Consider the following 13,260-nt stretch of genomic DNA (forward strand, 5'->3'; position numbering starts at 1 on the left):
CACCTGTATTTCTTCGGATTTCGGCGTTAGAGGCCGGGCGATGCAGTTCCGAATGCTCATCGACGGCCGCCTTTGCGAGGGCGCCTCCACCCTGGACGTCATCGATCCCGCCACGGGCAAGCCGCTTGGGGCAAGCTGGTGCGCCGACGATGCCATGGTCGAACAGGCGGTCGTGGCCGCAGGCCGGGCGTTCCGCTCATGGCGGGGCATGTCGCCGGAACATCGCGGTGCGGTGCTGGAGGCGCTGGCTGCTGCCGTGGAGCGGAATTCGGAGAAGTTCGCGCGGCTGTTGACGCGTGAACAGGGCAAGACTTTGGCAGAGGCGAGAGGCGAAGTCGGCGCCTCCGTCGCGGCGTTGCGCTATCATGCCGGGCTGCGTCTGGAAGACCGCCTGCTGGTGGATGGCCCCGATGAACGTATCTTCGAACAGCGCTATCCGCTGGGCGTCGTGGCGGCGATCGTGCCTTGGAACTTTCCCCTGCTGCTGCTGGTGCTCAAGCTGGCGCCCGCTCTGGCCGCGGGCAACTGCGTGATCGCGAAGCCCGCTCCGACAACTCCTTTCACCGCGCTTCTGCTGGGCGAGACGGCGGCGGACCTGCTGCCGCCCGGCGTGTTCCAGACCCTGGGTGACGATGGTGCTCTTGGCCCCGTTTTGGCGGCGCATCCCGACATCGCCCATGTCAGCTTCACCGGATCGACGGCGACGGGCCGCAAGGTTATGGCTTCGGCTGCGAGTAGCCTGAAGCGGTTCACGCTGGAACTGGGTGGAAACGACGCCGCACTGGTGCTGGACGATGCGGATATCGGCGCCATCGCGCCTCGACTGTTCGAAGGCGCCATGTCCAATGCCGGGCAGGTGTGCCTTGGCATTAAGCGCATTTACGCCCCGCGCGCCAAGATGGATTCACTTTGCGAGGCGTTGGGCGAGCTTGCACGCCGGTCCGTTCCGGGTGACGGCCTCGATCCGGCGACGACGCTCGGCCCGGTGCAGAACGCGGCGCAACATTTACGGCTGGCGGGATTGCTGGAAGAGAGCCGGACATTGGGCCGGGTGGTCGCGGGTGGCGGGGCGATGCCGGGAGACGGCTGGTTCGTGCCGCCAACGATCGTGCGGGACTTGCCCGAACAGGCCCGTCTGGTCCGCGAGGAGCAGTTCGGGCCGATCGTTCCCGTGCTGGCCTACGACAGCCTGGACGAAGCCGTGGCCCGGGCGAACGACAGCGAATACGGGTTGGGCGCCTCTATCTGGAGCGGCGATGCCGAACGCGCCATCGCCCTCGCTTCGCGCATCGAGAGCGGGCTGGTCTGGGTCAATCGCGTGTTCAGCCTGCCGTTCGAGGTTCCCATCGGCGGCGCGAAGCATTCCGGTATCGGGCGGCATCAGGGCCTGGCCGGTATGGAAGAGTTCACCCAGGCTCGCATAGTCAACGCGGCTCTGGTGTGAAGCCGATTTCTTGACCTCCTCGGGGATTCCTTGACCGTGCTGCGCCTCGGGTGGGCCGAGGCGCAGCGGTGTCGTCAGAAGCGATAGTTCGCCATCAGGCCGAAGTAGTTGCCGTTCTTGCCGCCATGGGCCTGGAAGGAATCGCTGGCGGCGAAGTAGGTTTCCCAGAGGCGGAACGCCAGCCGGTCGGTCGCCTGCCAGGACGCTTCCAGGTTGAGGTCCGTGCCGATCGACCGGCTCGATGCGTAAGGCGCGAAGCTGGAGCCCGAGGGGCCGATGTAGACGCCGTCAGCCTTGCGCGCGCGCCAAAGGAAGTCGGGACCGGCCATGACGGTGATCGATGGCGTGGGTTTGACCGTGATCGAAGGGTAGATGTCCATCAGGTTGGAAAAGCTGAAGAACGCGGCCTCGCTGATCAGCGGCAGGCGAGCGGCGGCGGGAACGAACGTGCCCATCTTGCCGTCGCCCGCATCCTTGTCCCCGCTGAAATAGTTGAGGCGCAGACCCAGTCGCGGCTTCATCGGCGCCTGGCCGAAGGTATATCCGCCCTCGAACATGACGCCATAGGCATCGATGTCCTTGTCTATGAAGGTACCGCTCTGGTGGGTGGCTTCGAGGTCGAGATCCCAGCGCGGCCCACGCTTCCACAAGCGGGCGCCCCAGTTGTTGCGGTCGTCCCTGCCGGTACCCGCCGTCAGCGTGGCGCGGTCGCGTTTGAATTCATACCAGTAGAGGTCGGTGCCGAAACCGGCGATGCGGTTGGGGGCGCTGATGTAGACGCCGTGGAACGCCTGCGCGTGGTTCGGCCCGTCGTCGAACGTGCCGGGATAGATCTGGACGGGCCTGACCGCGAACAGGTCTACCGATACCTTGCCGGGCAGGATGTAGGTGGCGCGCACGCCCTGATAGGTGAAGCGCATGTTGAGCCCTTCGCGCACGCCAGCCAGCTTGCCGTTGCCTAGAGGCATCTCGAAGCGGCCGGGGCGGAAGGTGATCTTGCCGGCATCGCCCAGCGGAACCGTTACATCGACGAAGGCCTGGTAGACATCCAGTTTGTTGCGATTGGGCGGGGTGGCGAACTGCTCGCCGAATTCGCGGTTGTCCCCCAGTTCCAGATAGGCGCGCAGATTGGGGCCGACGTGCAGATCCGCCAGCAGGCGCAGCCGCGACTGGACCGGATCGTTATCGTCGTTGGCCTTAAGGCCAAGCGAGGAATGGTGCCAGCGCGTGTAATAGACGCGCGCTTCGCCGCCGAGCGTCAGGTAGACGTCGTCGCCGGCGATCGGGATGTGCTTGATCCTTTCCAGCAGCGGCGCATCGGCATCCGGCTTTTTCGACCAATCCTCGGTCCAGCGGATGTTCTGGGGCAGGCCGGCGGGGCCGGGGTTGCCGCCCGGCATGGCCTCGGCGGGACGCGCCTGCGATCTCGGAGGGCGGATGCCGGGAGGTGCCTGGGTGGATAGCGTGCCGGCCTCGTTCGTCTTGGCGCTGTCGGGCGGGACCGATTGGGCCACCGCGGGAAGCGCCGCAATGGAAGCGGCAAGGGCGGTGCCACAGGCAAGCAGGGTCGTTGCGCGGGGGCGCATGGCAGGAATCCTCATTTGAAATCGTTTTCGTATTTTAGGCGGGGGGCGGCGAGAATGGTCGCGGCCGTCCCCTAGATCAGTTGATCTGATTGCATCGGATCAACTGATCTACGTTTTGTTTTGCGGCATTTTCCGAGTCATCAGGTGTTTCCACCTGATTAGAAAATGCTCCAATCCTTCACGCGATCGCGCTTTCGCGGTAGCGCACCAGCGAGAGCGCGACGGCGGCCAGCAGGGTGCCGCAAGCGAGCGTCATCGCGACAGGAGCAAGCCCCCAACCCGCGCTGAACAGCAGCCCGGCAACGATCGGACCGAACGCGGCCCCGGCGCGGCCCACGCCTACGACCAGCCCGGTGCCGCCTGCGCGCAGCGCGGCCGGAAAGCTCTGGGCGATCACGGCATAGAAGCCGGCAATCGCGGCATTGGTGAAGAAACACGCGATGCAGGCGATCAGCGACAGGCCGCCCAGCGTCGAGAAGCCCTGGCCGAACAGCATGACGGCGCCGCCGCCCAGGATCATCGAGCCCACTACCAGCGGGCGGATGCCGATCTTCTGGCTGAGCAGGCTGACGGCGATCGAACCGATCGCGCCCCCGATGTTCGCCCAGACCAGCACGCCGCCGGCCGCCGCCGGTGCGAAGCCGAGATCGACGACGATCTTCGGTATCCATTTCACCAGGAAGTAGAAGGTCATCATGTGGAAGAAGCAGACGGTGGTCAGCAGCACGGTGACGCTGGAAAGACCTGGCGCGAAAAGCGCGGCGACGCTGGTCTTCTGCTTGACCGGATCGACGGGCGGCATGTGAGGCAGCGGCTGGCGGCCCTGACGGACGAGCGTGCGGTTGATCTTCTCAAGGGCGCCGGCAGGTCGCTTCAGCAGCAGGAAAGCCATCGTCTCCGGCACTAGCCAGAGCACCAGCGGGATGAAGCATAGCGTGATCACGGCACCGAACTGGAACACGGATTCCCAGCGTCCGGTGGTGGCCAGCAGCCAGGATGCCACGGATCCCCCGACGATGGCGCCCATCGGATAGCCGCCTGCCATGATGGCGACGGTCAGGTTGCGGCGGCGGGCGTTGGAGCATTCGGCAACCACGGCATTGGTCGCTGCCAGCATTCCGCCGATGCCAAGGCCGGTGAACAGGCGATAGGCGGAAAGGATCGGCACGGAGGTCGCCGTCGAGGCCAGCGCCATGCCGATGCCCATGATGACCAGGCAGGCCAGCAGCATCGGGCGGCGGCCGACCTTGTCGGCCAGGTTGCCGAGCAAGAAGGCGCCTATCCCCATGCCGAACAGTTCCATCGACAGCACCAGGCCAAGGGCCGCTCGATCGATGCCCCAGTCCTTGGCGATACCGGGCGCGGCGAAGCTGATCGACAGGACGTCGAAGCCGTCGAGGGCGTTGAGCGCCGTCGCGATGCCGATGGCGATTACCTGCCGGTAATGCATCGGTTCGCGCGCGATCAGGGCGCGGGGGTCTTCCATGCACTTCTCCTCTGATCCACCCCTTTCTCTTTGTTGTGGGGTAGACATTATTGGCGACACTCGTCGTGGCGGCTCAAGTCGTCCTGCGTCTGGCTGCCACCGAATATCGTTTGCTGGTCGCGGGTCTTCGTGGACTCCTCAAGTGGCTTGGCGTTTATTGAGGCATAAATAGCGAAATTGGATAGCTGCCGAAGCTGCGTGAGCGAACTCCCGTCTTCGGTGTTCCTCTCAGGAAATCCGCGCCCCTGGCCGGTCGATTCCGGTTCGACTATAATCCAAAAGCGGCCCGCGGCGGAAAATGAAAATGTCCCGCGCTTCTTCGGCAACGTCGGATTTTGCGCTGGCGGGTGGCTTCGGCATGGGTGGTCTGCTATGGAGGCGTGATTGCAAGGCATCAGGCCGTGCAGGGCGCAGGAGGGCGACGATGTTTCTACCGTATATTGCCTTCCGGGCACGCGTTCCGAACTAGGTCGTATCGACAGTAGACCGAAGCTCGGCTCGGTCGCCCGTTTTCCCGGCCGTTCCCCCCGATTGTCGAAACCGACGCCCAGATAGAAATCGCGCAGCCCGTTCTGCGCCGGCCCCTGCGGATATCTCCCGATGACCGATCAAGACGAAGACCTGTTCCCGCGCGCCGCCGTTCTGCGCAAAGTGCTCTCCTTCACCATCGCGCACTGGCGCCGGACACCCGCGCTGGCCGTGGCCTGCGGTGCCGCGATGATGCTGGCAACCGTTACGGAGGTTTTCGTGCCGGTCTATGCCGGGCGCATGATCGACGCCGTGGGCGCCGGTATCGCGTCCGACGCCTGGCGTGCATTCGCGGCGATCACCGCACTGGGCGTGGGCCTGGTGGTTTTCCGGTTCCTGGGCTGGTGGGCGATCACCCCCCTGACGCTGAATATGATGCGTGACGTCACGCAGGAAGCGTTTGCCCGCGTCCAGCGCTTGTCCACGGACTGGCACGCCAATGCCTTCTCCGGATCGACCGTGCGGCGGATTACGCGCGGCATGTGGGCGCTCGATACGCTCAATGACGTGCTCCTGCTCTCGCTGCTGCCTTCCCTGACGGTGCTGGCTGCGACGGTGATCCTGCTGGGCATGCACTGGCCGGTGCTGGGGCTGGTGATGGCCCTTGGTGCGCTGGCCTACATAACGCTGACGATTGGTTTGGCGGTGCGGGTGCTGGCGCCGATCGCGCGGCTCTCGAACCAGTGGGACACCCGGATCGGCGGCATTTTGGCGGACGCGATCGGGACCAATGCCGTGGTCAAGGCCTTCGGCGGCGAAGAGCGCGAGGAGGCGTTGCTTGGCAAGACGGTTGCCAAGTGGCGCCGCCGGACGTGGCGAACCTGGATGGCCTTCACTTGGGCCGGCACCGGGCAGAGCAGCCTGCTCTGGCTGGTGCGGGCTGCCGTTACCGCCGCCGCGTTGTGGCTGTGGATGCGGGGACAGGCCAGCGCGGGCGACGTGGCCTATGTGCTGACCAGTTATCTCGTGCTCAACGGCTATCTGCGCGACATCGGCCAGCACGTCCACATGCTCCAGCGTTCCGTCAACGAGATGGAGGAACTGGTTCAACTTCATGACGAGCCGCTGGGCGTGGCCGACCGACCTGACGCCGGCCCGATCACCATCGTCGACGGCGCGATCCGCTTCGAGGACGTGACGTTCCATTACGGCGGCCATGAGAAGCCCCTGTTCGAGCACCTCGACGTGGCGATACCGGGCGGCCAGCGCGTTGGCCTGGTGGGGCCGTCGGGGTCAGGCAAGACCAGCTTCGTCAAGCTGATCCAGCGGCTTTACGACGTGGCGGCGGGCCGGGTGACGATCGATGGCCAGGACGTGGCGCTGGCAACGCAGGGCTCGTTGCGGCGGCAAGTCGCCATCGTGCCGCAGGAGCCGGTGCTGTTCCATCGCACCCTGGCCGAAAACATTGGCTACGGCCGCCCCGACGCGACGATGGAAGAGATCGAGCAGGCGGCGCGGCTCGCCAATGCGCACGACTTCATCATGCGCCTCCCCAAGGGCTATCGCACCATGGTGGGAGAGCGGGGCGTGAAGCTGTCGGGCGGGGAACGCCAGCGCATCGCCATCGCCCGTGCCTTCCTAGCCGATGCGCCGATCCTCATCATGGACGAGGCGACCTCCAGCCTCGATTCCGAATCCGAGGCCGCAATCCAGGATGCCATGGAGCGGCTGATGGTGGGGCGCACCGCGATCGTCATCGCCCATCGGCTCTCGACCGTGCGAGCATTGGACCGCATCCTGGTGTTCCATCGCGGGCACATTGTCGAGGATGGCACCCACGAGACGCTGCTGGAATCCGAACAGGGGCAGTATCGTCGGCTGTTCGAACGGCAGGCGGGCACGGTACTGGCCGAAATCCACTAGGGCGTAAACGGTGCGACCGTCTCGAAACTGACACGGCAGGAGGCTAGGGGCCGCCACATGGTTCCCCGCCTCCATGCTCCATTCGTGACCTGACATGCAGGCGCAACCGCAGCGATCCGCGCGTTCCGCAGGAAAGCGGGCGGGCGCTGGCACGGGCGGCTTGTCGTTCAAGACAGAGGCGCGGCTGGTGGGCTATGCCAGCGGCAATTATGGCAAGCACCTGGTTTTCACCGGGGCCGACGTCACATATCTCTACCTCCTGACCGACCTGTTCGGGCTGCCGGGATCGGTGGCGGGGCTGCTGATGCTGGTGGCGCTGGCTGGAGATCTCGTGTTCGATCTGCTGGCGGCGCTTCTGGTCATCCGCATGCGACGTGCGGGGAAAGGCTATCGCTGGCTCATTCTCGCAGGCGTGATACCCGGCGCGGTCGGTTTTGCGCTGCTTTACGGCCTGCCGGCTCTTGGCGTGGAGCGGATCTGGATGGTGGCCGCCGCGCTTCTGCTGTTTCGCGGCGCCTATGCTCTCGTCGACGTGCCGCATAATGCGCTGATGGCGCGCATGACCGTGGACAGCCGCGCGCGAGGGCGGGTTTCGGGCTATCGCCTGTTCTTCAGCACCGCCTCGTCGCTGACGGTCGCCTCGCTGCTCACGCCCGTCGTCCAGCACGCCGTCGCCGCGCGGACGCTGGAGGTTCTGGCACTGACCGGCGTAGGGGCGGCCCTGCTTTTCGTCGTGACCCTCGCCTTCTCCGCCCTTGCCTCCGGGCGGGACGAAGAAGCCGAAACAGTGCGCACGGCACCTGTCCAAGGCAGCGGGGAAGGGGGCGGGGAAGGGGATGGCATCGTGGTACCGGTGCGGGACGGGTTGGTGCTCGGCATGGCGCTGCTGGCCCTGATCACCGGTTTCGCAGTGCCCACTTTCCAGCGGATGCTGCTTTACCTTGGGGCATATGTCTTCGATCGTCCCGAAATGGTCGGTTCCCTGCTGATCGCGGTAACGATCGGGCAGTTCGTCGGGGTGCTGTTCTGGACCTCGCTGACCGGCAGGCACGACAAGAGCAGGCTGCTGTCGGCGGGACATGTGCTCTGCGCGGTCAGTCTCGCGCTGTTCGGGCTCTGCATGGCTTCTCCCGTGCTGCTCCTGGCCTGCGCGGTGCTGATCGGGATGGCCTTCACATGCGTGTTCATGCTGCCCTGGGGGCTGCTGGCGGATACCGTCGATTTCGTCGCCTGGCGGCATGGCCGACGCTACGAAACGGGGCTCTTCGCCTTCTATCTGGTGATCGTGAAGGCCAGCGGCGCGGCGGCGAACGTCGCGATCGGATCGTGTCTCGGCGCTCTTGGATACGTGGCCGGGGCGGAACAGACGGCGGCGGTGCGGATCGGCATTGTCGTGTTGGGATTGGGCGTGCCGATTGCCGGAAACCTGGCCGCGATCGTCATGCTGCGCCGTTTCGATATCGGTCATACCCGCCACGCCCGCCTGCTCACGGCGCTCGCCGGTGGGCGGAAGCGTCTTCAGCAGGCGGGGCGGCAACAGGCGGTCGGTTCGGAGCAGTCGGTCAGGCGCCGACTTGTGCCGGGGCGGAGCCGGTCTCCGGGTTGTGGGCCGGGTTGGCGGGGTCTAGCGGCGAAGGCGTGAGCGGCTGGGGCTTGCTGGCGCTTTCGGCCCAGGCCCGGCAGATCATGTCGCGCAGCATCGCGGCACCCCCGGCCGTTTGCGCATAGACCATCTCGCGCACGTCCTTGTCCTTGAAGTTGGAGAAGCCATCGCGCTTCTCCAGGACATAGACCTGTTCCATCCGGCTGGAAGCATCGTCAAGGAAGGCCAGGACCGCCGTGAACATGTCACCGTCGCGGTGCCCGGGCGCGCCGATGCGCGGTGCGATGTCCTTCACGGTCAGCCCGATGCCGTCGACAAACTCGCTCTCGAACCGGCCGTGGATCGTGCGATCGCGTGTGTAGTCCTTGGGATTCTCGCCGCGCCAGCCATCGCTGTTGACGGAATCGTGCAGAGGCTGCGCGCCGTCGCCGATGTAGTGCCCCAGGCGAATGACCTGGAACGCGCAATGCTGCTCGGAGAAGCTGGTGTCCTTCCTCGCGGCCTGGAGCGCGCGGAACTGGCGCATGCAGGCGATCAGGCGTTCGTAGGATTCCATGGCCGCATAAGGAAGGGTGCCGGTCCAGCGTACATTGGTGCGGGCGGCGGTTGCGGGATCCTTGTCCTTGATCGCCTCGTAATGCTTGTAGAGCGCCAGGACGAATTCGTGGCGGGAGCGTGGGATCGGCTTGAGGAAAGCGAACTGTTCCTTGAACCAGCCGTGATTGGGGTCTTCCTCCATCTTCGAGAACGGTTCGCTGTCCCCGCGCCAGCCGTCCGGGAGCGAGGCGGAGCCGGCGATGTAGTCGATGTGACGGCGCAGGAAAGTGGGGCCGCTATCGGGGATCGCCTCGATGGCGGCGCGGTCGATCACGGCATGGGCGGTGCCGCCCCAGGCGAGTGCGGTGGTGGGAGCGAGCGCAGCCAGCGTGGGAAGCGCGGCGGCGGCCAGCAGGAAGAGGCGCATGGCGGGTTCCTTGAAAAGACGCATCAGGGATCGAGCGGATCTTTGGGATCGACCCTCGCGGACTGTGCCGAAGGACGAAATTCCAGCTCTGTGGGAGAGATACGGCGGCCGACCTTGCCCGGCTCGTAGCCCAGCTCCGTGATGTTGCGCTGCACGAAGGCGGGGCTTGAGATCGCGGCGCTCTGGCCGGGATTGCAGACGATTACTGTGTCCTTGTCCAAGGGCGCCCCCATCTCCATCAGCAGGCGCGTGGCATTGCGCAAGTTGGTGGTCGTATGGCGTGCGTAAGGCTCGATGACGATGGCCTCGGCGGGTACGCCGTAGCGCTCGATCAGCGCCTTGCGCATCTCTTCCGCCTCGGTGAAGGGCGTGGCGCGGGGATGGGCCCGACCACCCGTGACGATGATGAAAGGCACGTCGCCGGCCGCGAAGCGACTGGCGGCAAGGCGCAAGTGATACTTGCCGAAGGGGCTGAGCGCCATGTCCGGCACTTCGGGGCCGACGCCGGTGACGATCATCGCGCTGTAGCGGAACCGCTTCCAGTCGATCCCCTTCGCGCGCTTCATGGCGGGCGCGTTGAGCCCGCCGATCAGCGGTTCGAAACCGATGGCGTCTGCACGGTCGCTGGCGTCGAGCAGGGCCAGGGCGAAGTCGAAGCCGGGATCGAGCGCCTGTGTCGACGCCGCGCGCGGGGTCTGCGCAAGCCATGCGGCGGCCTGGAGACGCGCGCGGGTTTCCTGCGGGTCGATCGTGCCCGCGCCGTCGATCTGCGGGTAGGGCGGTACCTGGCCCAGACCGAAAGTGCGCACTATGGCGTTGGCGCCCTCTATCTCGCGCGTGGCTTGTGCGGCGGTGCCGTCGTCGGCATCACGCTGGCCAGAGGGCCGGACGGCCTTGCCGGCGATCAGGCTGGTCTCGGCGGAAGTCCAGATCATCGCCTGGGCCAGGCAGCCGAGATCGGAAGTGCAGGCATCCCGGCGCTCCTGCCGCGCGCGAAGCATCGCGGCGACATCCGGTTGCGCCTTCAGCGCGTCCAACGCCGAAAGCTCTCGACCCAGCGCGTCGAACAGGGGGAAGAGCCGGGCGGAAAGCGCCTCGCTGCGATGGTCGCGAACCGCCCCGGCCGAAGCCGGGACGGAAGCGAGCGAGAGCATGGCGGCAGCAAGCAGCGGTGCCGCCATCCGGTACGCTTTTCGGCGCATTACCAGGACTTGCTCACGACGAGGCGGAAGTTGCGGCCGAAGATCGGGCGGCCGTAGATCGCCTCGGCGCTGCCCTGGCCGGCCAGGGAGTCCGTGCGCGTATTGCCTTCGGTCAGGCCATGGGCGTTGAACAGGTTGTCGCCCACCACCTGAAGCTGCCAGGTGCCGTGCGTGGCCGTGATGCCCGCGCCGATGGTGCCGTAGGCCGGAAGCGCGGTGTTGTTGTAGAGGTCGACGAAGCGCTTGCCCATGTAGGTGTAGCGACCATAGACCGAGATGTCGGTATCGCTGGTCGTGAAGTTGAAGCTCGGGCGGATGTTGCCGTAGACCTTGGGCTGGCGGACGATCTGGTTGCCTTCGGCCTGTTCCGGATCGGCGCCCGTGGAGCTTTGGAAGTTCTTGTACTTGGGATCGCTGACGGTGAGGGCGCCGTTCAGCGTGAACCACGGCGTAACGGCCCAGGCGCCGTCGAACTCGACGCCCTTGACTTGCGCTTCGCCGATGAAGGGCACGTTCACGTCGTTGCGGCCCGTGGACGGATCGAACGCCAGGAACGAGGCGTTGAGCGGGTCGAAGTTGGTGTAGAAGCCGGTGACATAGAGGTACGAGCGGCCTGAGGCGAGCTTGAGGCCCACTTCATACTGGTCCGCCACCGTCTTGATGATGGTCGGGTTGATGCTCATCACCGTCTGCACGTTCGGCGGCGTCTCCAGGTGGGAGGCGCGGCCGTAGATGCCGACATGGCTGGAGAAGTCGTAGTTCGCGCCGACCGTCCAGTTGGTGGCGGTGGGCTTGAGGTTCTGGTTCAGGATCACGCCGGTGAAGGCGCGGGTGGAGTCGTCCGCGAGCGTGGTGGCGTCGCCCAGGTTGGCGCTGGTGGTGAGCGCGGCCCAGCCCTTGTAGCTGTAGCGCTCGTGGCGGATGCCCGCATCGATGCGCAGGCCGGGCACGATTTCCCAGGTATCGTTGGCGTAGATCGCGAACATCTTGGCGTCGCTATCGCCCTGGTTGAGCGTGGCGGCGTAGTTGAGGACGCCGTTGTCGGTCACGCGGCCCACAACCGCACCGGCGGCGTTGTAGCCCACGAGATCGAGCGTGCGCGGCGTACCCGCCACTTCGATCAGGTAGTTCTGGTAAAGCGTGCGGCTGTCCTCGCCGTAGAGGCTGCCGTAGAGGCCCACTTTCACGTCGTGTGTGCCGATGCCGGTATTGAACTCCTTGGCGACCGAGAGATTGGCCTGCCCGGAATAGAACTTCGAGTGGATGTCGCGATACTGGCCCTGCATGACCAGCCCGGAAGCGGAGTAAGGGTCGTAGACGGTGTTGGTACCGGCCAGCACGTAGCCGAAGCGCGTGGCGCCGAACGGGGCGCCGCCCTGGCGGTTGAGATAGCCGTTGGCGAAGGCGTTGCCGTCCACCGGGTTGGTGGTCGAATAGAACGCGGTGAAGTCGTTCTTGCCTTGGGTATAGCCCGCTGCGGCGGTGACCAGCCAGCCGCCGAAATCGCCTTCGTAGTGCGCGCCGAAGTTCAGCATCCGCATGTGGCGGCCATCGGACAAGTCGCTGTTGCGGCTCTGGATCACGCCATTGCCGTCCCGGTACTTGAGATTGACGTTACGGAACGCCGGCGAGTTCATCGTGCCGGTGAAATAGTCGATGTACTGGTTCAGCGACTTGCTGGGGTCGCGCGGGTCGTTCGTCGGGATCGGCAGATAGAAGACGTTGTGATCGTTGACGTAGTTTACGTTGAACTTGATGAACCCGTTGTCCAACTCGTGCTTGATGTTGGCGCGGATCTGGCCGCCCTTGTCGTTCGGGAAGCCGTTGTCGCGATAGCCGTCGTGATGGCGCAGGAAGCCGCCGACTGCGTAGTAGGTGTTCTGGGCGAGCTTGCCGGCCTGGTAGGCGTCCAGGCGGTAGAGGCCGGTGTCGCCCAGCGTCACCTGCACCTTGCCGCGTGCCTGTTCGCGGCCTTCCACCGTGATGTTGTTGATGATCGCGCCGGAATAGCTGGCATAGACCGGAGCCGGGCCGCCGCGCACCACTTCGACGCGTTCGGTCATGAGGTCGGGCTTCAGGATGGCATCGCCGCGGAAGAACACGCCGTCGTTCTCATGGAACAGCGGCAGGCCGTCCTGCTGGAAGCTCACGAAGCCGCCGTCGTTGGGCAGGCCGCGGATGCGGTAGATGTTCTGCACTTCGCCGCCGGTGATTTCCGTCTGGAAGCCGGGAAGCTGGCCGATCAGGTCCGCGAAGTTGACCGGGGCGATCTTCTGCATGTCTTCCTGCGATACGGTGTTGATCGCGTAGGAAACATCGAAGCGGCGCTGGGCGCGGGTCGAGCCGGTGACGATGATGTCGTCCGGCGAAGAGCTTTGCTCGCCGGCGTCGGCGGGAGCAGGCGCAGTGGTCTGGGCGGCGGCGGGTGCGATGAAAACGGTGCAGACGGCGGCAAGTGCCGTGCCGGAAGCAAGGATGCTCTTGAGCATTGGGGGACCCCTCATTTCGTTGTGTGTCGTTCCGGAGAAGCGACTGGGGTGCCCTTGCCGATCTTCCATGACGATTTTAATTATTATTCGTGAAA

General features: G+C 65.4%; 8 protein-coding genes. 3 read left to right on the forward strand and 5 right to left on the reverse strand.

Annotation, left to right across the window (positions count from 1 at the left end):
• Window positions 1–40: 40 nt before the first annotated feature.
• Window positions 41–1,444 carry an aldehyde dehydrogenase family protein gene (locus tag RT424_RS09200; protein WP_313436697.1) on the forward strand — a complete coding sequence of 468 codons (1,404 nt, stop codon included), beginning with the start codon at window positions 41–43 and terminating at the stop codon, window positions 1,442–1,444.
• A gap of 74 nt (window positions 1,445–1,518) precedes the next feature.
• On the opposite strand, the gene RT424_RS09205 is transcribed toward RT424_RS09200, so the two are convergent.
• Together RT424_RS09205 and RT424_RS09210 are read right to left on the reverse strand one after the other, a co-directional pair.
• Window positions 1,519–3,030, reverse strand: a complete 1,512-nt coding sequence (locus tag RT424_RS09205) for an alginate export family protein (RefSeq protein ID WP_313436700.1) — start codon at window positions 3,028–3,030, stop codon at window positions 1,519–1,521.
• Window positions 3,031–3,208: 178 nt separating this feature from the next.
• Window positions 3,209–4,516 carry an MFS transporter gene (locus RT424_RS09210; RefSeq protein WP_313436702.1) on the reverse strand — a complete coding sequence of 436 codons (1,308 nt, stop codon included), beginning with the start codon at window positions 4,514–4,516 and terminating at the stop codon, window positions 3,209–3,211.
• 600 nt (window positions 4,517–5,116) lie between these two features.
• Here RT424_RS09210 and RT424_RS09215 point away from each other — a divergent pair.
• On the forward strand, window positions 5,117–6,907 hold the full coding sequence (locus RT424_RS09215) for an ABC transporter ATP-binding protein (RefSeq protein ID WP_313436705.1): 1,791 nt from the start codon (window positions 5,117–5,119) through the stop codon (window positions 6,905–6,907).
• A gap of 160 nt (window positions 6,908–7,067) precedes the next feature.
• Window positions 7,068–8,549, forward strand: coding sequence for an MFS transporter (locus tag RT424_RS09220; RefSeq protein ID WP_313436708.1), 1,482 nt, complete (start codon window positions 7,068–7,070; stop codon window positions 8,547–8,549).
• Here RT424_RS09220 and RT424_RS09225 read toward each other — a convergent pair.
• Genes RT424_RS09225 through RT424_RS09235 form a run of 3 tightly spaced genes read right to left on the reverse strand, consistent with a single transcriptional unit; the run spans window position 8,470 to window position 13,165 of the window.
• Window positions 8,470–9,474: a nuclease gene (locus RT424_RS09225; protein ID WP_313436711.1), complete on the reverse strand. Its 1,005-nt coding sequence runs from the start codon at window positions 9,472–9,474 to the stop codon at window positions 8,470–8,472. The genes RT424_RS09220 and RT424_RS09225 overlap by 80 nt on opposite strands.
• Window positions 9,475–9,497: 23 nt before the next feature.
• Window positions 9,498–10,655 (reverse strand): YdcF family protein, encoded by a 1,158-nt coding sequence (locus RT424_RS09230; RefSeq protein ID WP_313436714.1) that lies wholly within the window; start codon window positions 10,653–10,655, stop codon window positions 9,498–9,500.
• A 20-nt stretch (window positions 10,656–10,675) separates the two neighbouring features.
• The gene (locus RT424_RS09235) at window positions 10,676–13,165 is read right to left on the reverse strand and encodes a TonB-dependent receptor (protein WP_313436717.1); all 2,490 of its coding nucleotides are present in this window, start codon (window positions 13,163–13,165) and stop codon (window positions 10,676–10,678) included.
• Window positions 13,166–13,260: the final 95 nt, after the last annotated feature.

The organism is Novosphingobium sp. (genome assembly GCF_032093395.1).
Classification (GTDB): domain Bacteria; phylum Pseudomonadota; class Alphaproteobacteria; order Sphingomonadales; family Sphingomonadaceae; genus Novosphingobium.